General features: G+C 39.5%; 23 protein-coding genes and 1 pseudogene. 11 read left to right on the plus strand and 13 right to left on the minus strand.

Features of this window, described 5'->3' with window-relative positions; all coding sequences use genetic code 11:
• Positions 1-7: 7 nt before the first annotated feature.
• Positions 8-1,299 (plus strand): annotated as a pseudogene (locus tag B1C82_RS17340) (hypothetical protein).
• Here the strand turns inward: B1C82_RS17340 and glpK are convergent.
• Complete coding sequence (gene glpK, locus B1C82_RS17345; protein WP_086448854.1) at positions 1,300-2,793, minus strand: glycerol kinase GlpK; 1,494 nt, start codon at positions 2,791-2,793, stop codon at positions 1,300-1,302. It lies immediately after the preceding pseudogene.
• A gap of 31 nt (positions 2,794-2,824) precedes the next feature.
• Positions 2,825-3,781 carry an MBL fold metallo-hydrolase gene (locus B1C82_RS17350; protein WP_086448855.1) on the minus strand — a complete coding sequence of 319 codons (957 nt, stop codon included), beginning with the start codon at positions 3,779-3,781 and terminating at the stop codon, positions 2,825-2,827.
• 276 nt (positions 3,782-4,057) lie between these two features.
• On the opposite strand from B1C82_RS17350, the gene B1C82_RS17355 reads away from it, so the two are divergent.
• The 9 genes from B1C82_RS17355 (at position 4,058) to B1C82_RS17395 (ending at position 9,680) form a co-directional block, all read left to right on the plus strand.
• The gene (locus tag B1C82_RS17355) at positions 4,058-4,372 is read left to right on the plus strand and encodes an STAS domain-containing protein (protein WP_020768055.1); all 315 of its coding nucleotides are present in this window, start codon (positions 4,058-4,060) and stop codon (positions 4,370-4,372) included.
• Positions 4,373-4,405: 33 nt separating this feature from the next.
• Entirely contained in the window at positions 4,406-5,221 is an 816-nt protein-coding gene (locus B1C82_RS17360; protein ID WP_086448856.1) for a hydroxyacylglutathione hydrolase, read from the plus strand.
• Positions 5,222-5,390: 169 nt separating this feature from the next.
• Positions 5,391-6,770, plus strand: coding sequence for a dihydrolipoyl dehydrogenase (locus tag B1C82_RS17365; RefSeq protein ID WP_086448857.1), 1,380 nt, complete (start codon positions 5,391-5,393; stop codon positions 6,768-6,770).
• Positions 6,771-6,832: 62 nt separating this feature from the next.
• Positions 6,833-7,750, plus strand: coding sequence for an ABC transporter ATP-binding protein (locus tag B1C82_RS17370; protein WP_086448858.1), 918 nt, complete (start codon positions 6,833-6,835; stop codon positions 7,748-7,750).
• Positions 7,747-8,520, plus strand: a complete 774-nt coding sequence (locus tag B1C82_RS17375; RefSeq protein WP_086448859.1) for an ABC transporter permease — start codon at positions 7,747-7,749, stop codon at positions 8,518-8,520. Before B1C82_RS17370 ends, B1C82_RS17375 begins: the two co-directional genes overlap by 4 nt.
• Position 8,521: 1 nt before the next feature.
• On the plus strand, positions 8,522-8,794 hold the full coding sequence (locus B1C82_RS17380; RefSeq protein ID WP_086448860.1) for a BolA family protein: 273 nt from the start codon (positions 8,522-8,524) through the stop codon (positions 8,792-8,794).
• 65 nt (positions 8,795-8,859) lie between these two features.
• Positions 8,860-9,084: a BolA/IbaG family iron-sulfur metabolism protein gene (locus B1C82_RS17385; protein ID WP_086448861.1), complete on the plus strand. Its 225-nt coding sequence runs from the start codon at positions 8,860-8,862 to the stop codon at positions 9,082-9,084.
• Positions 9,085-9,106: 22 nt separating this feature from the next.
• Positions 9,107-9,418, plus strand: a complete 312-nt coding sequence (gene grxD / locus B1C82_RS17390; RefSeq protein WP_086448862.1) for a Grx4 family monothiol glutaredoxin — start codon at positions 9,107-9,109, stop codon at positions 9,416-9,418.
• A gap of 1 nt (position 9,419) precedes the next feature.
• Positions 9,420-9,680, plus strand: a complete 261-nt coding sequence (locus B1C82_RS17395) for a glutathione S-transferase N-terminal domain-containing protein (protein ID WP_086448863.1) — start codon at positions 9,420-9,422, stop codon at positions 9,678-9,680.
• Here the strand turns inward: B1C82_RS17395 and gshAB are convergent.
• The 7 genes from gshAB to B1C82_RS17430 are packed head-to-tail and all read right to left on the minus strand — an operon-like array spanning position 9,663 to position 18,347.
• Positions 9,663-10,703 carry a bifunctional glutamate--cysteine ligase GshA/glutathione synthetase GshB gene (gene gshAB, locus B1C82_RS17400; RefSeq protein WP_162494901.1) on the minus strand — a complete coding sequence of 347 codons (1,041 nt, stop codon included), beginning with the start codon at positions 10,701-10,703 and terminating at the stop codon, positions 9,663-9,665. The genes B1C82_RS17395 and gshAB overlap by 18 nt on opposite strands.
• Positions 10,691-12,232: a glutamate--cysteine ligase gene (gene gshA / locus B1C82_RS17405; RefSeq protein WP_086448865.1), complete on the minus strand. Its 1,542-nt coding sequence runs from the start codon at positions 12,230-12,232 to the stop codon at positions 10,691-10,693. Before gshA ends, gshAB begins: the two co-directional genes overlap by 13 nt.
• Before the next feature lie 28 nt (positions 12,233-12,260).
• Entirely contained in the window at positions 12,261-14,024 is a 1,764-nt protein-coding gene (ggt, locus tag B1C82_RS17410) for a gamma-glutamyltransferase (protein WP_086448866.1), read from the minus strand.
• Positions 14,024-16,267: an ATP-dependent Clp protease ATP-binding subunit ClpA gene (clpA, locus tag B1C82_RS17415; protein ID WP_086448867.1), complete on the minus strand. Its 2,244-nt coding sequence runs from the start codon at positions 16,265-16,267 to the stop codon at positions 14,024-14,026. Before clpA ends, ggt begins: the two co-directional genes overlap by 1 nt.
• Positions 16,264-16,587 carry an ATP-dependent Clp protease adapter ClpS gene (clpS, locus tag B1C82_RS17420; RefSeq protein WP_086448868.1) on the minus strand — a complete coding sequence of 108 codons (324 nt, stop codon included), beginning with the start codon at positions 16,585-16,587 and terminating at the stop codon, positions 16,264-16,266. The genes clpA and clpS overlap by 4 nt, the downstream gene beginning before the upstream one ends.
• On the minus strand, positions 16,584-17,756 hold the full coding sequence (locus tag B1C82_RS17425) for a GNAT family N-acetyltransferase (RefSeq protein WP_086448869.1): 1,173 nt from the start codon (positions 17,754-17,756) through the stop codon (positions 16,584-16,586). Before B1C82_RS17425 ends, clpS begins: the two co-directional genes overlap by 4 nt.
• Positions 17,757-17,759: 3 nt before the next feature.
• Positions 17,760-18,347: an RNA polymerase sigma factor gene (locus B1C82_RS17430; RefSeq protein WP_086448870.1), complete on the minus strand. Its 588-nt coding sequence runs from the start codon at positions 18,345-18,347 to the stop codon at positions 17,760-17,762.
• A gap of 125 nt (positions 18,348-18,472) precedes the next feature.
• Here B1C82_RS17430 and B1C82_RS17435 point away from each other — a divergent pair, with 125 nt between their 5' ends.
• Complete coding sequence (locus tag B1C82_RS17435) at positions 18,473-19,099, plus strand: NrsF family protein (RefSeq protein WP_086448871.1); 627 nt, start codon at positions 18,473-18,475, stop codon at positions 19,097-19,099.
• A gap of 3 nt (positions 19,100-19,102) precedes the next feature.
• Here the strand turns inward: B1C82_RS17435 and B1C82_RS17440 are convergent, their stop codons facing one another.
• The 4 genes from B1C82_RS17440 to leuC are packed head-to-tail and all read right to left on the minus strand — an operon-like array spanning position 19,103 to position 24,060.
• Complete coding sequence (locus B1C82_RS17440) at positions 19,103-20,986, minus strand: AAA domain-containing protein (RefSeq protein ID WP_086448872.1); 1,884 nt, start codon at positions 20,984-20,986, stop codon at positions 19,103-19,105.
• A gap of 5 nt (positions 20,987-20,991) precedes the next feature.
• A complete protein-coding gene (locus B1C82_RS17445) occupies positions 20,992-21,993 on the minus strand; it encodes a PLP-dependent cysteine synthase family protein (protein ID WP_086448873.1) in 1,002 nt (333 codons plus the stop codon).
• A 30-nt stretch (positions 21,994-22,023) separates the two neighbouring features.
• The gene (gene leuD / locus B1C82_RS17450; RefSeq protein WP_086448874.1) at positions 22,024-22,650 is read right to left on the minus strand and encodes a 3-isopropylmalate dehydratase small subunit; all 627 of its coding nucleotides are present in this window, start codon (positions 22,648-22,650) and stop codon (positions 22,024-22,026) included.
• A gap of 12 nt (positions 22,651-22,662) precedes the next feature.
• The gene (gene leuC, locus B1C82_RS17455) at positions 22,663-24,060 is read right to left on the minus strand and encodes a 3-isopropylmalate dehydratase large subunit (protein ID WP_086448875.1); all 1,398 of its coding nucleotides are present in this window, start codon (positions 24,058-24,060) and stop codon (positions 22,663-22,665) included.
• Between the last annotated feature and the right edge of the window lie 102 nt (positions 24,061-24,162).

Here is a 24,162-nt window from a genome sequence, read left to right on the forward strand (position 1 = left end):
CGTTCCCATGATCTATTTCGAGGGAGAAAACTATCATTTTCTATTTTGCAATCCTGATTCTGTAGCAAGGGTGCATTCTAAAATTTCTCCCTTTTACGACTTTCCATTAACCCAAATAGAAGAACTTCCTTATCTATATTCTCAACCGGCCCTCATCCCTAAATTTCTTTATGAATTAGAATATGATCGTAAACTTACTCCAAGTTCTGCAATCAGAACGCCCCCCTATCTGAAATTCGCAGACGGTTTGCTCTATTCAGAAGATTCAAAATTCCCAAAAGAGTCTGAGGAAATATTTGAAGGCACCAGCTATCCTATCCGTTCCATCCATACCGTGTTGTAGGAACTCCAAAAGGACGTCCTGCAATTCCAATTATAATCGTAAGAGAAAACCTTCAAACCCAGATTGGCCCTGTCCAAATTGGAAAGTTTACACTATATAGAATGTTCCGGAAAAGAATGTTCTCTACCAAATATCTTTCCCTTAGAGATATAGTGAATCCTGAACTGAATGAAGAGGAAGTGATTCAAAAAATTGAAGAACTGTATTTTGATCCTGAAAGCAAAACCTATCTATTTCGTTTAGTAAAGATCTTGTATGCAGGGACTCCTGCAGAAGAGCAAGGATTGGTATCAAATCTATTTACCCACGAAATGGAATTCGCAAAATTTCTGAGGGACCGGATCTTCTCCATTGAAATACTTCCTCTAATACATGGGCCATTCTTGAATTCTATTTTAAATAAATTGGATGAAAGGATCTTAAAATTTTCTATTCCAAAACTCTCTCCTCCTGTTCGCAAAATGGTCGAGAGGAATGTTTCTAAAAATAAATGGAAACAAATCTTAGATGGCCCGAGCAAGAAACCGGAGCAAGGAGAATCATTTCCGGAAATCGTAGAAAAGGAGATTTTTAGCCGTTTTTCCAGAAGGATTTACTATGAAGAAGGAAATTTCCCATTATATAAGGAGATTGCAGAAGAAGAAACTTCTAAAATAGAACTAGAATTCGAAGGTATGTCAGGAGAAAAATTTAATCTAAATCGAACAAGCAACCAGATAGAACTTTATGCAGTTACAAATGACAAAATACTCTTCCGTATTCTAAAGTATATGGAAGTGATCAGAATCGATATTTATCTTTCAAAGAAGGAAAGAGATCAATACGAATTTTTTAAAATTTCGGCTAATTCTATATTAGAGATGCCGAAATATGATCAGGCTAAACTGATTACTGGAGCAGGCATTAATTCCGAAAGAAAACCTTTGGAATTCAGCCTGCTCTCTTTTTCATACTAATCAAGATTCTGAAGTAAGAATTCTTTTTACTGAATTTTTCCAGACTCGAATCTCTTTTTCTCTCAGACTGGAACTTAGTTTAGGAGAGAATTCCTTACTAGTTTTTTGGTTCTTCTTCAGATCATTTACGGAAGAATAAAAACCTCTTTCTAATCCTGCAAGATATGCGGCGCCCAATACAGTCGTATCCAAGTTAGAAGGCCTTACGATCTTCTTTCCTAAAATATCTGCCTGGTATTGCATAAGCCAATTATTAGCTGTTGCTCCGCCATCCACTTTTAGGACTTTGAGTTTGGAGCCTGTATCATTCTCCATCGCTTCTACTAATTCATAAGACTGTAATGCGATTGATTTTAATGCCGCTCTGGTAATCTGCTCTTGAGTAGTATCTCTGGTTAGGCCTAGGATTGCACCTCTTGCATTCATATCCCAATAAGGAGCGCCGAGTCCAGAGAACGCTGGAACAAAGACTACCTCGTCATCCTTAGTTACGGATGCCGCCATCTTCTCAGAAAGTTTGGATTCTTTAAAAAACCTAAGATTGTCTCTCAGATATTGAATCACCGCACCACCTATGAAGATGGAACCTTCTAAACAATAGACAGTTTTTCCTTCGGGCCCGCAGGCAAGAGTTGTGATCAGATTATTTTTGGAAATTTGTAATTTGTTCCCTGTATTGAATAATAAGAAGCATCCAGTTCCATACGTATTCTTTGCTTCCCCAGGTTCTGTACATAATTGTCCAAATAATGCGCCCTGCTGATCCCCTACTAAAGAAGAGATTGGAATTCCATCAGGTAATCCTTTTACACCTTCCGTTCTTCCGAATAAGCTAGAAGAATTATGGGTTTCTGGAAGAATTGCTTCAGGTATTTGCAGAATCTTTAATAGTTCTTTGTCCCATTCTTTTTTTTCGATATTAAAGATAAGAGTTCTACTGGCATTTGTATGATCCGTTTTATGGGACTTACCTGCAGTCAAACGATATAGAAGATACGTGTCTATTGTTCCGAATAAGACCTTGCCTTTTTCTGCTTTTGCTCGAACACCTTTTACATTATCCAAGATCCATCTAATCTTGGTGCCGCTGAAATACGCATCAACTACGAGTCCCGTTTTTCTTCTGAATGTTGGCTCTAAACCTTCTTTCTTTAATCCGGAACAAAAGTCGGAGGTCCTACGGCATTGCCATACGATCGCGTTGTAAACAGGGACTCCAGTTTCCTTATCGAATAGTACAGTGGTTTCTCTCTGGTTGGTAATCCCTATCGCTACCGCTTTTTCCGGTTTCAACTTTCCATTGCGGATCGCTTTCAGGATCAACTTTTCAGTTTTTGCCCAGATTTCTTCGGCATCATGTTCCACCCAACCTGGTTTAGGAAAATGTTGTTTGAATTCGGAATATGCGCTTGAGATCACAGTCCCGGATTTACTAAAACAAAATGTACGTATACCTGTGGTACCTGCATCTATTCCGATGATATATTCACTCATTCGATATCTCCCTGATCGATTGAATTAAAGATTAAATTTGGATTTCCAGACCTTCTCTTGCCATGATGATCTCTAATTGGTTATCTGGATCAAACATTTCTTTGTATTTAATCGCACGCAGATAAACTGCATCCAATTTTTCGTCATCATAAGAAGGATCATGGTGAAACATTACTAATTTTTTAACATTCGCTCTAAGGGCAATATCAGTCGCCATGGAAGCAGTACTATGCCCCCAATCGATTTTCTGTAAAGACTCTTCGAAAGTATATTGAGTATCGAAAACCAGAACATCTGCACCTCTGAAATAGTTCAGATAATCCTCTATATTTTCCATCTCGTCCAAATTGAACTCAGCGTCGGATGCGAAGATCAATGCCTTACCATCCTCCTCAAACCTGTATGAAAAACTTCCACCAGGATGACGCACTGCCTTTGAAATCGATGTAATAGAATCAGTAACTCTGAATGCCCGACCTTCCGGAACATGACGGAAAATTTTCTCTGCTTGGAAACCGTCGAAAGGAACCGGGAAATGAGTGAATGTATGCTGGTATCTTAATCTTTCTTCTAGATTTTCAACAGAGCTGACAAATTCGAATTTATTGCCCGGAGTGTACAAAGGAACGAAGAATGGAATTCCTTGGATATGATCCCAATGAGTATGGGTGAAGATCCAAACCGCCTTTCCCTTTCCGGAAGCGTAGCCCTCGTGTAAGATGGAGTTTCCCAGTTCTCTGAGTCCTGTTCCACCGTCTATGATAACAAGTTTATCTTCTTTGTCTCGGATCTCAATGCAGGTCGTATTTCCACCGTAGGTGCTCCAGTTGGAAAGCGCCAATGAGTCTAAAAAATCCTCGATTGCCTCCGGACTTTGGAGGTCAGACGGAGATGCCAAGCTTAGTATCCTAAGAATTTTAGATCGAATCAGGTCGCCCTGAACGGGGGAAGAAATGGAGCCCCGCACTCCCCAGAATTTGATCCGCATACAGTTTTAAATATCGTCCGAAACCCGTAGTTTCGGTAGAAAATCGAGCACTCAGTTTTACTGAATCAGTAGTTTTTGCGAGCGATTTCTTATTTTATTTGAAATAGATTTAGATCTGTTTTTACTTTAAAAAAGAGTTTACCTCCGCTTTGCCACAAATTAGTCTATTGGATCGGGTTCCCTACCGGTTTGGAAATTTATTCCGAGATTTCTTTCGGAGATCCGTTGTTTTCTTAACCCGAGGATAGTCAGAGAAATAGAGATCGGAGCCACTCATTGGAAGGTTTTCAAACAGACGTATCCCTAGAACAAGGGTCTTGTGTAGTTAAGATCCAAGGGAACGTAAGCCTAAAGAACGCATTTGCGTTAAAAGAACTCATCATTCGACAATTTGATGAGGGCCATAAAGATATCATCCTGGACTTCGAAGGTGACGTGTATCTGGACTCCTCCGGGATCGGCGCCATTTTCAATACCCAAAAGTACGTCACAGAAAGACATGGTCATCTCAAGCTTAGAAACCTAAGCAGAGACGTAATGACTATTTTACGGATCGCAAATTTAGACAAACACTTAGATATCATCCAATAGGACATCTTCCCTTCTTGCCCTTGTCTAAAATCCATGTTAGAAGTTCTTAGGATCTATACAGACAGTCCTCTCCGAAATTTTACCTATCTAATCAGAGAACCTATCTCTCAAAAAACTCTTTCAATAGATCCATATGATCCTGACCAGATTTCTCAAGTTTTAGCGAAGAAGTCTTGGAACCTGGATTATATCCTAAACACTCATGAGCATAATGATCATACCTGTGGAAATGATGGACTGTTTTCCAAATATAAAGCCAAGGTGTTAGCACATCCCGCGGGGATCGGAAAGATCCCACATGCTTCTCATTCCTTGGAAGAAGGAGAGAAAATTTTAGAAAGCCCAGACGGTAATTCGTATCTCAAAGTCCTTTATACTCCGGGACATACGTTTGCACATGTATGTCTTTTACAGATAGAAAATGGATCCCCATACGCAGTGTTTACAGGGGACACTATCTTTAATTCAGGCGTGGGAAATTGCACTAGAGGTGGAGATCCAAAAATACTTTACGAAACTGTTCTGAAAGAATTCCAAAATCTTCCGGGAAACGTTAGATTATATCCAGGACATGATTATCTCAAAAACAATCTAAAATTCAGTTTAGCAATTAATCCTAAAAATGAAGAAGCTGCCAAAGCTTTGTCCAAAGCAGAATCGATGAAAGAAAACCAAGAATTTTGGACTACGAATTTTTCGGAAGAAAGGACCTTTAATCCGTTCTTCCTTGTATTTGATCCAAAAGAAAATCTGGTTTCTGGCATACGTAGTAAAACAGGAAATCAGTCCCTGGCTTCTGATCCTCAAACCCTGTTCATTGCTCTACGATCTCTACGTGATAAATGGTAAAAAGATACTCTGATATTTTCTTTTTATTTTTCCGAAATCAGTACAAACAATATCTAATATTTTGTGAATAAGAGAGAATACTCTGGTAAAATTTTGCAATTTATCGGAGCTTCTCTTGAAAAGATTTCTTTTCGTTTAGAAGCATCCCATTCTCCATTGAATTAATTGCATGAAAAAATATGATATTCTCGTAATAGGCTCTGGTGGAGGGACTAAACTAGTTACTCCTCCTTCTAAACTTGGTTATAAGGTAGCAATTTTAGAAAAAGATCGTTTGGGAGGAACCTGTTTGAACAGGGGTTGTATCCCTTCTAAAATGCTGATATATCCTGCGGAAATATTAGCCCAAGCAAAAGACGTTTCCAAATTTCAGTTAGAAATTCCAGGTCCATTCTCAGTAGATTTTAAAACCTTGATAGAGAGAGTTTCTGCAACAGTAGATGCTGACTCTGATAGCATCATTCCTGCTTATGAAAAAAATCCAAATATAGACTTTTATCCTCACGAAGGAAGATTCGTGGAGAACAAAGTTGTGAAGGTAAACGATGAACTCCTAACTGCAGATCGAATCTTTATCGCGGCAGGTTGTAGACCTTCTATCCCAGATATCCCAGGGCTTGCTGGAACTCCTTATATGACGAGTAGAGAAGCTTTGAGAAGAACTGAACTTCCTAAAAGGCTTTTGGTTATTGGTGGAGGTTATATTGGTCTCGAGCTTGGATTTGCATATTCTGCATTTGGTTCTAAAACCACTTTTATTGTTCGCAACAGAATGCTTTCTCATGAAGATAAAGATATAATAGACGGTTTCGAAAAAGCCTTTTCAAAACGGGAAGATGTTCGTCTTGGCACAGAAGTTAAGAAGGTGGACTATAAAGATGGGATCTTCCGATTAGAATGCCAAAATTCTAAAGAGACCTATACTTTAGAAGGAGACGCTCTCCTCGTGGCGACAGGGATAAAGCCGAATACAGATTGGTTAGACCTCCAACATACAGATATTCAGACAGACGAAAAAGGTTATATCAAAACCAATGAATACTTTGAGACAACAGCAAACGGTGTATATGCTTTAGGAGATATTATAGGAAAGTATTTCTTCCGTCATTCGGTCAACTTTGAAGGAGAATTTCTATTTAACACCCTATATCTAGACGAACTTAGAACTCCGGTCGAATATCCACCAGTTCCCCACTCAGTATTCACCCATCCTCAAGTAGCCGCTGTGGGCAAAACTGAGCAACAATTGAAAGAAGAAGGAGTAGAATATATCTCAGCAATCAATCCATATTCCAGTAGCGCCACCGGAATGGCTAGACTATCCGAAGACCAATTCGTCAAAATATTAGTAAGTCCAAAAACGAGAAAAGTATTAGGAGCTCATATCCTGGGTGATGAGGCTTCCAATCTCGTTCATCTTTTCATACTCCTAATGACCATGGGTGGGACTCTAGATGACTTGCTAAAGATGATTTACGTTCATCCCGCTTTACCTGAAATCGCAAGAAATGCTGCCAGGAAAGCAAGAGAAATCTTAAGCTCTTCCTAAAGCCAAAAGATTGTCGAAACAGGGCTTGTTCAAAATCATAGAATTGGAGCGGTTTTTCGCGGATGAACAAAGCCTTAGAAATAAAAAATTTGGTAAAGACCTATGCCGGAGGGGTGCAGGCCTTAAAAGGGATTGATCTGACTGTGGACGAGGGGGACTTTTTTGCCCTCTTAGGTCCGAACGGTGCGGGGAAGTCCACTACAATCGGAATCTTAAGTTCCCTAGTAAATAAAACTTCTGGAGAAGTGAAAATTTACGGAGCGGACATAGACACGGACATCACATTAGCAAAATCTTATATTGGCGTGGTTCCTCAAGAATTCAATTTTAATATTTTCGAAAGAGTGGAACAAATAGTGGCGAACCAGGGCGGATATTACGGTCTTTCCAGAAAGATCGCTATTGAAAGAACCCATAACTATTTAAGCCAACTTGGATTATACGAAAAAAGAAAAGAAAGTGCAGGTAGACTCTCAGGCGGAATGAAAAGAAGGCTCATGATTGCAAGGGCCTTAGTTCACAATCCAAAAGTTTTGATCTTAGATGAGCCAACCGCTGGAGTCGATATTGAGTTCAGAAGATCTCTCTGGGATTTCTTAGTAAAACTGAATGAATCCGGCATCACTATCATTCTCACCACACATTATTTGGAAGAAGCGGAGAATCTTTGTAAGAAGATCGCAATTATCGATCAAGGAAAGATTGTAGAGAACACTTCAATGAAAGAACTTCTGGTTAAATTAGATTCTCAGACATTTGTGTTGGATCTAAAACAGCCGGTTCCTTCTACAATTGACCTAAACGGATTTCATTTGAATAAGGTAGATGATCTGACATTAGAAGTAGATATAGGTAAAAATAATTCGTTAAACGAGCTATTCCGACTTTTAGACAAGAGCGGAATTCAAATATCAAGTATGAGAAACAAGTCGAACAGATTGGAGGAATTATTTTTGAAACTAGTGGAGAAAAAACTATGAACTTCCAAGAAAAATTCAACGCATTCTCCACAATCGTTCGGAAAGAAACGGTTCGTATTCTAAGGATCTGGATCCAAACATTAATTCCCCCAGGCATTACAATTTCATTATACTTTTTGATCTTTGGAAAACTGGTGGGATCTCAAATTGGAGATGTAGGAGGTCACACATATATCCAGTTCATCGTTCCTGGACTTGTTATGATGTCAGTGATTTTGAACGCTTACAATAATGTTGTATCTTCTTTCTTTGGAGCAAAATTCGGGAAGAATATTGAAGAACTATTAGTTTCCCCTACTCCGGCTTATCTAATCGTTCTCGGATATTCTATCGGTGGAGTGATCCGAGGAGTTTTAGTTGGTTTTATAGTAACAATCGTCTCCCTATTCTTCACTGAATTAAAATTATACGATGCAGGTGTTGTAATCATAACTGTGGCACTTTCTGCTTTGATGTTCTCCATGGGTGGATTTTTAAATGCGCTTTACGCTAAAAAATTTGACGATGTTACCATAATTCCTACATTTATACTTACTCCTCTTACCTATTTAGGTGGGGTATTCTACTCTATCAAAATGCTTCCGGAAGCATGGCAGATCGTTTCTAAGTTCAATCCTATTCTATACATGGTAAATGCATTCCGTTACGGCTTTTTAGGCGTGAGTGATATTGATCCATTAGAAGCAATTACACTCTTGGTGGTTGGAACAATTTTCCTATATTCACTCTCCGTTTTTTTACTCAGCCGTGGTTTCGGTACGAGGACCTAAAATGCAGGATATATTTATAGAAATGGAAAGGCTTCTGAGAAAAGGACTTTCTCCTTCTGAATTACGGATAGAGGATTTTTCAGAACAACACGCAGGTCATTCTGGAAATCCCACACGTAAAAAAAGAGGCACCCATATTCGGATATTTATCACGAGTCCTATGTTCCAAGGAAAATCACTTTTAGAACAACATCGTTCCGTTTATCAGATCATGGACCCATTCCTAAAAGAATGGGGTGTGCATGCCCTGGAATTAAAGACCTCCATCCCTTAGAAAAAAGATTGTCCAGGAAGAGATTCTAAAAACTGCTGATACTATAAGAGTCTAAGATATAACAGATGACTGTCCAAGAAATTCGGGAAAGAATCCAATCAGGACTTCCGGGCTCGGAAGTAGAGATCCAAGATCCATACAACGATGGAGTACATATCAAAGCGATAGTAAAGTTTTCTGGATTTGCCGGAAAGTCTATCGTGGAACAGCATAGAATGGTGTATGCAACATTAAAAGACGAACTCAAGGCAGAAGTCCACGCTTTAGGACTGGAAACGAAGATATCATAAGTAAGAGATAGGAATAAATATTATGGATAAAGAATTACAGGGTAAGATCGAAGGATTGATCGCTTCTAAAAAGGTATTTCTGTTTATGAAGGGAACCCCCGATGCTCCTATGTGCGGGTTTTCCGCCGGAGTAACAAATGTTCTCAGAAGTCTTGGTGCAGATTATAATTCATTTAATGTTCTTTCCGACCAGACTGTCAGAGAAGGAATCAAAGAATTCGCAAATTGGCCAACCATTCCTCAGTTATACATTGACGGAGAATTTATCGGTGGTCATGATATAGTCGTGGAAATGGCAAGAAGCGGAGAACTTCAAAAAAAGATCGGCGTTTAATATGATGAAACTCTTCCAATACGATACCTGTCCTTATTGTGCGTTTGTTCGAGGCCATTTTTCAGAAATGGGCCTGAAAGAAGGTAAGGATTATGAATTGGTGGAGGCTAGCAGAGGAACCCCAGGCAGAGAGGAAGTCCTACGTTTAGGAGGACTATCTCAGGTTCCTTTTCTGGTAGATGGTGATATCAAGATGTACGAGTCCAGAGATATAGTGGACTATGTAAAAAGTAAGATCCAAAAATTAGGAACTGTAACCTAATACATCTAAAATTTTTTCTCCCACCCTTCTATTTTTTCCTGAATAAGGATAATTATGAATATATAATACTGGATTGAAGTTTAATTCTAAGATCCTATAATCTCCTTCTGATTCCAGATTTTTTACTATAATATCTACACCGCAAATCTTTGCTTCTACTGCTTTTGCAGCTTGCACTGCCAGTGTTTTATAAGAAGAATCTGCAATATCAGTTACATCTACTGAATCTCCGCCTGTGCTTATATTTGAGTTTTTACGGATGAAAACCTTTTCTCCTGAGGCAGGGATTGTATCAGGAGTTTTTCCAGATTCATTAAGAACACTCAATTCTGTATCATCCAAACGGATCTTCTCCAGAGGAGTCACATGCCCAACTCCTCTTCTTGGATCAGAGTTTTTTTCTTCTATTAACTCACGGATGGTCTTTTTACCATCACCAGTAACATTCGCAGGAATACGATTGCATACCGCGACACATTCGTCCCCTATCACTAAAAATCTATATTCATTTCCTTCCGCGAATTCTTCTACGATTGCAGTTTCTGAAAATCCAAGTGCAATTTCCAGAGCCTTCTTTTTTTCTCCATTAGAAGAAGAAGGAGGAAGAATACTGATCCCAATCCCGAAATTGGTAGTAACAGGTTTGACCACCATTTTTCTGTCTGAGTTTTTATTTAAGAATTCTAATCCCGAATTTAGATCTGAGACTGCAGTTCCTCTCGGCACCAATATATTCGATTCTTCTAAAATACGTTTAGTGATAGTTTTATTTTCCATCACGAGAAAGGTCATATATGAATCCAGTTCCGTTTTGGAAGCTTCTTTTACAAGTCTTGTGATCCCTTGACCTTTGAGCCGGATAAAATGACTGGGCCTATCCAAAACTTCTACTTCCAATCCTCGATTGAGTGCGTCTCGGATCACGATCTGAGTAGAAATTTCCAGATCCTCGAATCCTTTTAGGATGAATTCATTTGGATCTAATTTCTGCCCGGCTTCCAGTTTATATTTCAATGGTTGCAGATCCTTGCAGTCGGGTTCTTTTTTACTTTTTCGGATTCTTCTATTTTGACTTTTTCAGCCAGAGATTTCTGGACTTCCTTGGCAAACATAGCGAATTTACCAGGTGTTAGCTCCATTTGGGATTGGTTTCTGTAGTTTTCTTTAGCTAAATGGATACCCAAATCTCTGAATTCCCAACCCTCATTTAAAATCCGATCCATTACTTTTCCGGAAGGTGTACATTTTGGGTCTTCCCAGCGTTTATTCATAATATTTAATATTTCTTGGTAGAATCTTTTTCCGGTATGACGATCCAATTCTTCCGCGATCGGCAACAGGCTTTGAGTAAATTCTTTTCCTCTAGTAAGGAAATCTTTCTCTTCCCCATCATCGTCCAAGACTGTTAAGCCTGGCTTTCTTCCTTCCCAGATAATCCTTTTCGTATTTTCTCTGATCCTAAGTTTTTCCTTTTGATCAATGGATTTGCTTTCCTTCAATAATCCATCAAGAAGAACCATTTGTATATAGCCTAAACTCGGTTTATGGATTCCAGTTGGGGATTCAGGTTGTAGATCCAAACAACGGATCTCAATGTATTGGATTCCCCGACTTTGAAGCGCATCTAATGGTCTTTCATCATTTTTAGGAATTTGTTTAGGTCGGATTGGAGAATAAAATTCGTTTTCAATTTGCAGATAATGATCGTTTAGCTGGTTCGGAATTCCACCGTAAGGTTGATATTTCGGATAAGGAGTGCTCACTGCATAACACATTCCATCTATATATTCCTTTAAGGAATTATAATTGATAGGAAGTTCATCTTGAACTTTGCTCGTGTATCCAATCTCGCTCATTCTTAAAGAAGTAGCGTAAGGAGCATAGTAAGTATGATTTTTATGCTTAACAAAAGGAAAATCGCTCTGCACAGGCAAAAAAGTTTCATCAAAAACCGGAGTGGCACCGGTTAAGTATAAAATTTCAGGCACCCTTCTCATAAAGTTTCGTGTAACCGAAAGATATAATTCAGAAATTTCTTCTTTAGTGAAGGAATGAATCTCTTTTCCTAAAATTTGTTTTAAGAATAGATTGGAAAATGAGAAATTATAATGCACACCTGAGATCGTTTGCATTCTCCTTCCATAACGAAGACCTAACCCATTTCGATAGACTGTCTTCCATTCTCCAGAAAAAGAATGACCATATTGTCCCAGAGGAATGTCTTTATCTTCTTTCGGAAGAATTGGAGGCATACTAAAAGGCCAGATCCATTCCTCTTTTAGATGCCTGGAGGTGAATATATGCAGATCTTGTAATTCTCTTACGATAGCCTCAATTCGCGGGCGAGGATTCGTAGCAAACTCAAGCTGTGGTTCCGAAAAATCTGTCTTAATAAAATGGTTAGTAAGACTGGAACCTAAGGATTCCGGATGAGGAGTAGTAGCAATTTTTCCATCGAAAAATATGCGCATACTTTCCTTTTCCAAACCATGTTTAGCCTTAACAGCATGACGCAGATTTGGAAATACCGGAGTTTTGGCGGATCGATTCATTTTATATTCCTAGTTCTTTTTTTCAATATTATTCCCCCAGAGGAATTCCGTCTCCCCTAGGATCCGCAGCACCATATAATGTACCATTCTCTCTTTTTACGCAGAATAGTTTCGCCATATTATTACCGAGTCTTACCTCGTGTTTTTTTGCCTTAAGCTGATTAAAAGTTGCAGTATCAGTCGCGGGGCCTTCGACGGAAAGTGCGTCAGGAAAGAATTGATGATGTATTCTTCCTCTAGCGACTGACTCATATAAGGTCAAATTTAAATCCAGTGTAAACAATATGGATTGTAATACCGCATTGACTATATAAGAACCTCCAGGCGCACCTGTTACTAAAAATGTCTCGCCGTTTTTCAAAACAATTGTGGGAGACATGGAACTTAAAGGCGTTTTTCCAGGTTGGATAGAATTTGCCTCTGCGCCGATCAAACCATACACATTAGGCTCACCCGGAGAACGACTAAAATCATCCATTGTATCATTCAGAACAAAGCCATAACCTTCTAAAACAACAGCTGCACCAAATCTATAATTGATGGAATGTGTAGTGGAAACTGCATTTCCTTCTGCATCCACTACAGAAATATGAGTGGTCTGGGGAGATTCTGCCTTTAAGTTTAATCTGCTTAAGTAAGTAGAACTTGGAGTCGCTTTTCCAGGATTAAAGTCTGAAATTTTTTCTTTGGCATAGTCAGATGAGATCAAAGTTTCCACTGGGATCTTGGTGTATCCAGGATCTCCACCCAAGACCGCTCGATCAGAATATCCTCTTCTCATAACTTCTGCCAAGAAATGATAATAATCGCTTTGGGAAAAATCATACATTGAATGAAGCTCTTTTGTTTCCAGCATCTTTAACATTGTAAAAAGATGAACTCCCGAAGAAGGAGGAAACATAGTTCTAATATTATAATTTCTATAAGTAATTTCTAAAGGTTTTTCTTCTTTTACCTTATAACTTTTTAGATCATTGAAATGAATTGGCCCACCGTTTGTAGAAACTTCCTCTGCGAGAGCCTTTGCGATTGCACCAGTATAAAAATCCTTATCTCCCGTTTCAGAAATGATCCTAAGAGTTTTTGCTAAATCCTTTTGAACAAATACTTCACCCGACTCAGGAATCTTTCCACCTGGTATAAATATTTTTTTCATACCTGGGCTCATATCTTGTTCTGATTCTTGGATTGCCTCTGAAAGATCTGGATATACTACAAATCCTTCCTCTGCTAATCGGATTGCAGGAGCTAAAACATCTTTTAGAGGAAGTTTACCGAACTTCTTATGGATCTGAACTAGACCCGCCACCATTCCGGGAACTCCCACAGATTTATATCCGAGCAGGGATTCTTCCTTTGGGCGTCCTTTATACATATTACGGCTTGCTAATAAAGGAGCTCTTTCCCTGAAATCGAAAGCATATGACTTTCCTGATTTTGCATGGTGATAAACTAAAAATCCCCCTCCTCCGATGCCTGTGGAAGAAGGGCGGGTAACAGAAACTGCAAAGGAAGAAGCAACGGCCACATCAATAGTGTTACCACCCTTCTTATAAATCTCCAATCCGACCTTAGAAGCATCAATAGAATCCGTAGAGATCATAATCTTTTTAGATTCAGCAAATAGAGTGTTTGGATCGATTCCGAATTTAGGAGCGACAAGGTTCTGTGTAGAAACTTCCCTTCCTTCAACAAATAAAACGTTCTTCTTGCAGGATACAAACGCAAGAAGAAGCAAAATAGAAAATAAGAAGAAATATTTGGGATTAGGTCTAACCGTTCTAAAAGACATTATTTTTCTCTAGAACGGAAGACTAATTTAAGTTCTTCGTTTTGTATTTCCAAATTCACATCCCCGCCGTTTTTTAATTCTCCGAATAAGATCTCTTCAGAGAGTTTTTTGGAAATATTGGAATCAATCCATCTTTGGACTGGCCTTGCCCCAAATAGAGGATCATAAGATTTTTTAGCGATCCAGATTAGAACATCCTCTCCATAATGAAGTTGGATACTTTTTTCTTTTAGTCTAGTTTCCAAAAGTTCTAACTGTTTACGAACAACCTTAGAAACCGTTCCTTCATCCAAAGATGCAAATTCTATTACTGCAGTTAATCTGTTTCGGAACTCGGGAGAAAATTGCTTTTCGATGGCTTTCAAACCTCTGTCGGTCAAAGCAGTATTATCAAACCCTAATGGATTAGAGGCCCTTTCTCTGGCACCTGTATTTGTGGTCATGATCAGAATGACTTGTTTGAAATCAGCCTTTCTACCGTTATTATCAGTAAGAGTAGCATGATCCATGATCTGCAAAAGAATATTATAAATATCCTCATGAGCCTTTTCAATTTCATCTAAAAGTAGAACACAATGCGGAGTGCGAACGATCGCATCTGTCAACTGACCGCCCTGCTCAAACCCAACATACCCTGGAGGAGATCCGATAAGACGTGATACCGTATGTTTTTCCATATACTCACTCATATCGAACCGGATGAATTCCACACCTAAGATTGCAGCAAGTTGTTTGGATAATTCAGTTTTACCCACACCTGTTGGTCCTGCGAATAAGAAAGATCCAACAGGTTTCCCTGGCTCTGATAAACCGCTTCTGGAAAGTCGGATCGCTTGCACGAGTTCTATTACAGCCTTGTCCTGACCATAAATTTTACCTTTTAATTCTTCATCCAAGTTCTTGAGCTTTTCTCGATCGTCTGCTTTAACTGTCCTTGGAGGAATTTTAGAAATTTTCGACACAAGTTCTTCGATTTCTTTTACACTCACGATCTTAGATTTGGAACTTTCTCTAAGTTTAACTTTTGCTCCTGCCTCGTCGATTAGATCGATTGCTTTGTCCGGAAGTTTACGATCTAGAATATAACGTTCCGCGAGTTTTGCGGCTTCTTCGACCGCTCCTGCAGAATATTTCACAGAATGGAATTGTTCGTATTTAGGAAGAAGTCCCTTTAAGATTTGGATGGTCTCTTCAACACTTGGTTCATTTACTTCCAATTTTTGGAATCTTCTAGAAAGTGCATGATCCTTCTCAAAGATTGCTTTATATTCTTTATATGTTGTAGTTCCTATACAACGAAGTTCCCCATTGGAAAGCGCTGGTTTCAAAAGATTCGAAGCATCCAAAGATCCGCCAGATACAGCACCAGCACCAATGATAGTATGAATCTCATCCACAAAAAGTACATTGTCCGGATCGGAAGAAATCGACTGCACGACATTCTTCAGCCTTTCCTCGAACTCTCCTCTGAACTTAGTTCCTGCGAGAAGTAATCCCATGTCCAAGGAATATACCTTCGTATTCTTTAATACATCTGGAACTTTTCCGTTTACAATTTGAAGAGCAAGTCCTTCTACAATGGCAGTTTTACCTACGCCTGCGTCTCCCACGAAGATAGGATTATTCTTTCTTCTTCTTGCAAGAATATGAATGGTTCTTTCGATCTCTTCTGCTCTACCAACTAAAGGATCTAATTTGCCTTGGCTTGCTTTTTCAGTTAGATTGACGCAGAAATCTGCCAGTGCATCCCCGCTTTGTTTTTTGGAAGTTTCGTCTGTTGGAGTTCCATCACCGACATTCTCTCCAGACTTTTTGATCCCATGAGAAATATAACGTATAACATCCAGACGGGAAATATCCTGTTTTCCCAAAAAGAATACTGCATGAGACTGATCTTCTCTAAATAGAGAGGCTAATACATAACCCCCATCTAACTTTTTCTTTTGTGTAGACTGCACCTGAAACGCTGCTAACTGAAGAACTCTTTGAGCGCCAATTGTGTATTCAGGCTCTATCTCACCAAAAGAGTCGGGAACTGATTCCATTTCAGTATCTAGATACTCTTTTAACTCGGAACGTAACAGATCTAGATCCGCACCGCAGGCAAGAAGAACATCTGCTGCAACAGGATCATAAGTTAAAGATAGAAGAATATGCTCAAGGGTGATGTATTCATTTCTCCTTTTGAGGGCTTCCGTTCTTGCTTGGTTAAGAGATTTTTCTAGTTCTTCGGATAATGTCATGATTCTTCCCCCTCTTCAATTTCCATTTGGCAATGCAGAGGATGTCCGTGTTCCTCTGCGAGCATATGGGTCTCGTTCACTTTTGTTTTGGCCACATCATGAGAATAGACTCCACAAAGCGCCTTTCCGGTTGTATGTGCCTGTAACATTATTTGTTCGCTCTCGACCTGAGTCCGATAAAATACCACGCGAAGTATCCAAACCACAAACTCCATAGGCGTGTAATCATCATTTAAGATTACTACCCTGTACTTTGCTGGTTTTTTAAGCTTCAGTTTCTCTTTAGTGAGAACCTGCTCTTCTGTTTTTAAATCGCTCATTGGTTTTCGGATTCTCCCCTGACTGCCTCGTCTTTTAATGGGGAAGATAGATTGGTTTCCCTTATCATTTCCTGCATATGCATTCTTTCGCTTTCTAAAAAACGTTCAATCGCATTTCGAGCCTGGTCATGGAAAATAAAATGAGAGCTATAAGTAGGAACGGCAGGAAATCCTCTTAAAAACTTCTGCTCTCCTTGAGCTCCAGCTTCGAAAATTTCAAAACCGTTATTGATAGCGTATTCAATCGGAGCATAATAACAACATTCAAAATGTAGAAAAGGATAATGTGCAGAAGAACCCCAGTATCTCCCATACAACTTCTTTCCTTTTTTGAGATTGAATGTTCCGCCTATCGTGTCCCCATCCTTCTTCGCTAAAAATAATACCAGATTTTGGGAAAACTTCTCCAAAATGATCTTAAAAAATTTACGATTCAAATAAGGAGATCCCCATTTTCTGGAATAAGTCTCCGTGTAAAAAGAATAGATAGAATCCATATCCTCTTCAGCGATATCTTTGCCTTCTTTGCATAAAATCTGAATACCGGATTCTTTGATTGTCTCTCTTTCTTTTTTGATCTGTATCCTCTTCTTGGATCTGAAATCTCCCAGAAAATTTTCGAAACTAGTATAACCTCTATTCTTCCAATGAAATTGGTGGGTTATGCGAGTGGCAAATCCTCTTTTCTCCAAAGCCTTGGCTTCTTCTTCCTCTAAAAAAAGAAAATGGATACTGGAAAGTCCTTCTGTTTTTGAATTTTCTAATAAAGGAGGAAGTAGGACATCCAACGCTTCTTCCGCAGATACATTATTTCTTCTGAATATTTTCTTACCGTTCACCGGAGTGAATGGATAAGCAACAAGTCCTTTAGGATAATAAGAAAGCCCATTCTGAGAGAAAAAATTCGCCCAGGAATGATCGAAAATATACTCACCATAAGAATCATACTTATGATAAAAAGGAAGAGCGGAATGTATCCCATCCTCGTCTTCCGCCACCCAATACTCAGGATGCCAACTAGTCCTTCCGCCTACACAAGAAGAAAGTTCCAGAGAATGTAAAAATTCGTGATTGGAAAAAGGATTTTCAGGATCCCCCAACAGATTCCACTCCTCAGGAGAAATTTCTCGGAGCGATGGTATCCTGGAGATCTTTGTTTTACCGGGCATTTTCTATTTCTTGGACGTTTTTGAGCCTTCTATCGTTCTCTCGGACTCAGAAAAAAATCGTTTCAATTTTTCCAGAGAACGATGGACGATCACCTTAACATTCGATTCGGAAAGTCCAGTGGTTTCGGAAATTTCTCGGACCGATTTTCCTTCTAGCTTAGCCATTGTAAGGATCCTTCTCTGTCTAGGTTCCAAAACATTTAGCCAAGATTCTAGTCCTTGTTGGACTTCCCACTTGTCTTCGATAGAAGTTTTTTCTTCCTGAGCAAAACCTTCCATTTCAGTAGACACTAGTCTATCTCTGGTGCCTTTTCTGCGGATATAATCGATTGTCTTGTATCTTGCGATGGAGAAAAACCAAGGTGCAAACGGTTTTTCCCTTCTGTATGTGGCTCTCGCTTTATGGATACCAATTAGAATATCCTGGATCAGATCTTCTCGATCTTCTTTGTCACGAACCTTAGAGCTCAAATGATTATTTAAAATTTCCCTGCATTTGGAAAGAAGGAGTTCATATTCCTTAGAATCTCCGTCCTGGGCTAAGCGCATCCTTTCCGAAAGAATTTGCCAGATTTCTTGCTTTTCCGCCATGTAACCTTATGCAGTTTGACTCGAATGAATTCATGAGTCGTATAAAGAATAGCTATTGGACTGGATTTTTTAAGGATGTCCAATCTTTCTTACTTTAAAGCGGAAAATCTAAACCGGGAGGAAGCATGTCTTATTCAGAATCTGACAAAACCGAAAAACTGATCCAAACATTGAGTTCCGACCTGGGAAAAGGAAGCCTAAACATTTATACCCTTTTCGTGTCCTGTTTAAGTTTGGTAGTTTTAGGAATTGTATTAGGATGGTCCGCTTCCAATTTAATAGGACGTACGAATGCTTTTCCTGGATGGTGGCCGGAGCCTATATTATTACTAGTTTGGGGAATTTTTTCGGCCTATCTACTAAGCAAACTAGCCTTCCCTGAGGAAACTTCCTCTTGGGTATTTTGGGCAGCGGGTGGCTTTTTACTCTCCTGGACAGTTTTTATTTTAAGCCGTTTTTTTACCGAGGAACCTTCAGCACATGTTCATGTCGGACTTTGTTCAGTAATCTTAGCAACAACTTCGATTATATTCGGAACCGGGGCTTGGTTTATTCTTAGGAATATGGCAAGTTCCAGACCTGGACTCTCTGGATTTTTATTCTTAAACCTATTATTAGCGAGTTCTAATCTAGGGCTAAAGTTTGTCTGCCCGGTCCAAGATCCTTCTCATATTTTGATCTCGCATGTAAGTTTTACATTAGTTTGGATCGCACTATTATATTTTCCGATCCGAAAAAAATTCAGTTGGTAAGTTTTAGTCTAAAAACTCCCAAGCAGTTCTAAGCTCTCCCGCAAGTTCTACAGTTTCCAGTAGATCATTAAAAAAATCATTTTGTCCTAAAGTGGAACCATCTCCCACCATCACCAAAAGTTTTTTAGCTCTGGTCATCCCGACATTCCATCTTCTTGTCTCGGACAAAAATCCGATCTGTCCTTCTGGATTAGATCGTACCAAACTGAAAACCACTGCATCCGATTCTCTCCCTTGGAAAGAATCCACGGTTTCCACATCTAATTGAGAGGAATACTCCGGCAGGATCTCCTCTAGTTTTTGTTTCAAAAGATATCTCTGGTATCTATAAGGAGAAAGAAGGATGAGATTTTTAGGATCCCATCCGGAATCTATGATCTTCTTTACTATATTTACCGTAAACTCTGCTTCCCAAGGATTTCCCAAACTTCCTTCCGAATTTTCTTCAGCAGTGTCTGTGCCTGAACTATCTAAAAATACTAAACTGGAACCAAAAGGTTCTCCTGACTCAAAAGGAATTTTCTCTCTAAGGTTTTGTTCTAATCCGGATTTTAATCTGTTCTCATAGAACTTTAAATTAGGGAATGTTTGGATGGGATCTGTCATTCGATACTGTGTATCCAAAAGAAAAACTCTTTCCTTGTCTTGGAACACAGGAAGAAGTCTCTCCATTAAGGAAACCTTTAGTAATGGATCTTCCGAGATTACAGTTGGAGGAAGTTGAAATGGATCTCCTGCAATTACAAACTTATTCGCTTTTAAGATCGGTATCCAAGAAGAAGGTTCTATTGCTTGGCTACCCTCATCTAAAATTGCATAATCAAATTCTAAATTATGTAGTTGGTAAGAAGAAGCCCCAGTATGAGTGCATACAATTACCGGATGAGACTCAAGTAGATACCGGATCAGGACCTTTTGTCTTTCCTTAATACTTTTTCGTAAGGAGTCCGCTTCTTTATAAAGGCTTCTTCTTTCTTCTGCTTCTTCTTTGCCAAAACTTCTCTTGTATTTTCGGGCCTTCTTCAATAATTCCTGGACTTCTTTTCTGTCCCTTTCTATCAGCTTTGCTTCTGGAGAATGATTCAATTTCATCTCCAAAGAGTTCTGAATAATATCAGGATGCATCCTAGCCGGATGACCAATTCTTAAAACTGGTACTTTTAGTTTTTCTAAAGATTCTACAAGTAAATCAGAAGCTGAGTTCGTAGGAGCAGAAGCAAGTATTCTTTTTCCCTCGGAGGCGAGAAGCCTGATCGCTTCTACGATCGTTTTAGTCTTTCCAGTTCCAGGAGGTCCATGAACTAAAATAAAATCTTCTGTCTGCAAAATTGCAGATACTGCTTTCTTTTGAGAATCGTTGAGTGTTTCAGGTAGATTTGATAAAGGTTTAAAATTCGGTTTTGAAACTTCTAATTGATTCGAGAATAGATCCGCAAAGTATTTTTCTCTGGAACCTTTTTTAGCGGAGATTATTTTTTCTAGGGCCCGGTCCCATTCCTTAAAACTTGTCTCATCAGGAAGGATCTCTAAAGCAAGTTTGCCCTCTTCTACCCAATCAGGAACTTCTTCCATATATACTAGATAGGAATCTTCGTTTGCTTTTAATAGGACCGAGATATATTCTTCTGATTCTTTTACGATCCTGACAGGTGTACCTGGTCTAAATAGTTCAGGAATGTTTTTGGATTTTGTGGGTTTGAGTAAAACCTTCCAATTTCCATCTGCGCTCAATTCAGCGTCTTCGAATACGAGCGGAAATACGGTAAATCCGTCTTGGACTCTTTTGTTTAGATCGGAGGAAGAAATTTCTTCTTTATACTTATCCAGCTCCGCCTTTCTTTCTTTTTTTAAAGAATCACGTAAGGCGGAATAATAAGATTCTTCCATTCCAATTAGAGTCGGTCAGGAGAAAGTACTACAATCTTATAGCTAGGAGTTTTTTGGTCCTCTCGAGTAGGAAGGCTTTCCGCATAATGGATGGCAGATGCGAGTGTGGTACCGGTAGTCAATCCAGCAAAAATACCTTCTTTTTGGTAAAGCTCGGATTGGTAACGAAGCGCCTCGTCTCTATCTACTCCAATGTATTGGTCAGTCACTTTTGGATCAAAAGACTCAGGAAGTCGGATACTGGAATCACCTTGGATCATTTTACGGATGAATCGGGAATTTTTGCTCACTCCCATAATCACTCTCAAAGAAGGCTTTTTACTCTTTAAATATCTTCCTACACCAGAAAGAGTTCCACCGGAACCTCCTCCTGCAACGAACGCATCCACATTGCCAGCAAGGTCTCTCCAGATTTCAGGCCCGGTAAATAAAAAGTGTGCATTCGTGTTTGCCATATCCTTGAATTCATTCAGGATCACGCTATTTTTCTCTTTGTCCTTGGCTGCCTTTGCAGTTTCTAAAAGAGAATCATCCCAGTTGCCTTTTGCAAGTTGAACAACTTCGACACTAGCACCGTAGGATTTTAATTCTTTGATCTTTTCCTGATCTGTATCAGGAGCTAAAAATACTTTAAACTTGTATTGGCGAAGAGTAGCGATCCAAGCAAGAGAAATAGCAGTAGTATTATATCCGGCTTGGAAAATAGAACCGCCGGGTTTTAATTCTCCCCTTCTTTCTGCAGCAAGAATCATAGAAAGTGCAGTTCTATCTTTTACACTTCCGGTAGGATTACAGAACTCAGCTTTTAGATAAATTTCCACATTCGGAATATGAGAACCGATCTGGTTCAATCGAATAAGAGGAGTATTACCAATCATCTGGAGAACATTCTCCTTGATCGGCTTAGCTACACTTAGCTCTCTTCCGAAAGCATTTTGAACATTATTCAAAGCCCCCAGAAGGCTATTGCCGAATTCATCTATGGAGCGTGAAATTTCGTCGAACATAGTCTTCTAGAGTCCTGTATTTTTAGAAAATTACTTATGAGAAGCGTACAACCAAGGAACATCTTTTCGATTTTTCTCTTCATAAGAAGAGATTTCTGCAGCATGCTGCAAAGTTAAACCGATATCGTCCAAACCATTGAATAAACAATACTTACGGAAAGAGTCCACTTCAAAATTGTAAACTTTTCCGGAAGGACTGATCACATTCTGTTTATCCAGATCGATCTTAATTTTGGCTCCCGGAGTCTTATCCACAATTTTGAAAATTTCGTCTACTTCTTCCGGCTTTAAAACAACTGGAAGCATACCGTTTTTGAAACAATTATTGTAGAAAATATCGGCGTAAGAAGGAGCAATAATTGCCCTAAACCCGTAGTCTTCCAATGCCCAAGGAGCATGCTCTCTAGAAGAACCACATCCAAAATTGTCTCTGGTAACTAGAACGGAAGCACCTTTATATCTGTCTTGGTTTAGAGAAAACTCAGGATTCGGCTTGGTTCCCTCGTCATCCAGGTATCTCCAATCATGGAATAGATGGATTCCGAAACCGGTACGTTCTATCTTCTTTAAAAATTGTTTAGGGATGATTGCATCCGTATCTATATTTGGGCGGTCAATTAGTACCGCTAAACCTTCGTGTTGAGTAAAGGGTTTCATGAGTCAGTATCCTTATTTCCAGTTCCGAATATCTACAAAATGTCCTTCGACTGCAGCAGCTGCAGCCATTGCAGGACCAACTAGGTGAGTTCTTCCACCTTTACCTTGTCTTCCTTCGAAGTTACGATTAGAAGTAGAAGCGCATCTGTCTCCTGGTTGTAAAACATCGTCGTTCATAGCAAGGCACATGGAGCAACCCGGTTGTCTCCATTCAAAACCTGCTTCTATAAATATTTTATCCAGTCCTTCGGATTCAGCCTGGCGTTTCACACGGCCGGATCCTGGAACTACAATTGCCTGGACCTTACTCGATACCTTCTTACCTTTTACAGTAGTAGCAGCCACTCTCAAGTCTTCAATCCTTGAATTTGTGCAAGAACCGATGAATACCTTATTCACAAAGACATCTTGCATCTTTTGTCCAGGTTTCAGGTCCATATATTTAAGCGCGTTTTCGATACTGATCTTTTCTACAGCATCAGGTGCGTCTTTCGGATCAGGAACAATCCCAGTCACAGGAACTACTTGTCCTGGAGAAGTTCCCCAAGTTACTTGAGGAGCGATCTCTTCTGCTTTTAATACTATGCTAGTATCAAATTTAGCTCCCTCATCTGTTACGTAACGTTTCCATTTTTGGACAGCTAGATCCCATTCTGCACCTTTAGGAGCGAAATCTTTTCCTTTCAGATAATCAAAAGTAGTTTGGTCAGGAGCGATAAGCCCTGCTCTTGCACCTGCTTCGATAGACATATTACAAACAGTCATACGAGCTTCCATACTAAGGGAAGAAATTGCAGATCCTCTATATTCGATTACATATCCGGTTGCTCCACCAGTACCTATCTTTCCGATGATCGCAAGAACGATATCCTTAGCGGTTACATGAGGAGAAAGTTGGCCATCTACTCTGATCTCCATTGTTTTTGCTCTTCTTTGCAAAAGAGTTTGGGTAGCAAGCACATGCTCTACTTCTGAAGTTCCTATTCCGAAAGCAAGTGCTCCAAATGCTCCATGAGTAGAAGTGTGGGAGTCCCCGCAAACAATAGTCATACCTGGATGAGTGAGTCCCATCTCCGGCGCGATCACATGGATGATCCCTTGGTCAGGGTGATTTAGATCGTATAAAGTAATTCCGTTCTCATTACAATTCTTGATAAGAGTTTTCATCTGGTTGGCAGAGATCGGATCAGCCAATTCCAGGTCACGGATCCGAGTGGAAACGTTATGGTCCATGGTAGCAAAAGTAGCTTCTGGACGACGAACCTTTCTTGCTGCCATACGAATGCCGTCGAAAGCCTGGGGACTCGTTACCTCATGGATGAGATGTCTATCTATATAAAGTAGATAAGACCCTCCGTCCAATTCACCGACCAAATGGTCTTCCCAGATTTTTTCGAACATAGTTTTCATGGTGTGCAGATCCCCCAGGGGGTAATTCAAGAGTAAAGATTAGACTTCCTTACGGAAGCTCTCTTCCATGCTAAAAATCAGGGGTTTTTCGTAAAGAAGGTT

Origin of the sequence: Leptospira venezuelensis (genome assembly GCF_002150035.1) — a bacterium.
Classification (GTDB): domain Bacteria; phylum Spirochaetota; class Leptospiria; order Leptospirales; family Leptospiraceae; genus Leptospira_B; species Leptospira_B venezuelensis.

Coding starts and splice junctions, on each gene's coding strand:
- B1C82_RS17350 (WP_086448855.1), bottom strand. CDS start 3,781: ATGCGGATCAAATTCTGGGGAGTGCGGGGCTCCATTTCTTCCCCCGTT.
- B1C82_RS17440 (WP_086448872.1), bottom strand. CDS start 20,986: ATGGAAGAATCTTATTATTCCGCCTTACGTGATTCTTTAAAAAAAGAA.
- B1C82_RS17425 (WP_086448869.1), bottom strand. CDS start 17,756: ATGCCCGGTAAAACAAAGATCTCCAGGATACCATCGCTCCGAGAAATT.
- B1C82_RS17365 (WP_086448857.1), top strand. CDS start 5,391: ATGAAAAAATATGATATTCTCGTAATAGGCTCTGGTGGAGGGACTAAA.
- B1C82_RS17375 (WP_086448859.1), top strand. CDS start 7,747: ATGAACTTCCAAGAAAAATTCAACGCATTCTCCACAATCGTTCGGAAA.
- B1C82_RS17395 (WP_086448863.1), top strand. CDS start 9,420: ATGATGAAACTCTTCCAATACGATACCTGTCCTTATTGTGCGTTTGTT.
- glpK (WP_086448854.1), bottom strand. CDS start 2,793: ATGAGTGAATATATCATCGGAATAGATGCAGGTACCACAGGTATACGT.
- grxD (WP_086448862.1), top strand. CDS start 9,107: ATGGATAAAGAATTACAGGGTAAGATCGAAGGATTGATCGCTTCTAAA.
- ggt (WP_086448866.1), bottom strand. CDS start 14,024: ATGTCTTTTAGAACGGTTAGACCTAATCCCAAATATTTCTTCTTATTT.
- B1C82_RS17380 (WP_086448860.1), top strand. CDS start 8,522: ATGCAGGATATATTTATAGAAATGGAAAGGCTTCTGAGAAAAGGACTT.
- clpS (WP_086448868.1), bottom strand. CDS start 16,587: ATGAGCGATTTAAAAACAGAAGAGCAGGTTCTCACTAAAGAGAAACTG.
- B1C82_RS17430 (WP_086448870.1), bottom strand. CDS start 18,347: ATGGCGGAAAAGCAAGAAATCTGGCAAATTCTTTCGGAAAGGATGCGC.
- clpA (WP_086448867.1), bottom strand. CDS start 16,267: ATGACATTATCCGAAGAACTAGAAAAATCTCTTAACCAAGCAAGAACG.
- B1C82_RS17370 (WP_086448858.1), top strand. CDS start 6,833: ATGAACAAAGCCTTAGAAATAAAAAATTTGGTAAAGACCTATGCCGGA.
- B1C82_RS17360 (WP_086448856.1), top strand. CDS start 4,406: ATGTTAGAAGTTCTTAGGATCTATACAGACAGTCCTCTCCGAAATTTT.
- gshA (WP_086448865.1), bottom strand. CDS start 12,232: ATGAATCGATCCGCCAAAACTCCGGTATTTCCAAATCTGCGTCATGCT.
- B1C82_RS17445 (WP_086448873.1), bottom strand. CDS start 21,993: ATGTTCGACGAAATTTCACGCTCCATAGATGAATTCGGCAATAGCCTT.
- B1C82_RS17435 (WP_086448871.1), top strand. CDS start 18,473: ATGTCTTATTCAGAATCTGACAAAACCGAAAAACTGATCCAAACATTG.
- leuC (WP_086448875.1), bottom strand. CDS start 24,060: ATGAAAACTATGTTCGAAAAAATCTGGGAAGACCATTTGGTCGGTGAA.
- leuD (WP_086448874.1), bottom strand. CDS start 22,650: ATGAAACCCTTTACTCAACACGAAGGTTTAGCGGTACTAATTGACCGC.
- B1C82_RS17385 (WP_086448861.1), top strand. CDS start 8,860: ATGACTGTCCAAGAAATTCGGGAAAGAATCCAATCAGGACTTCCGGGC.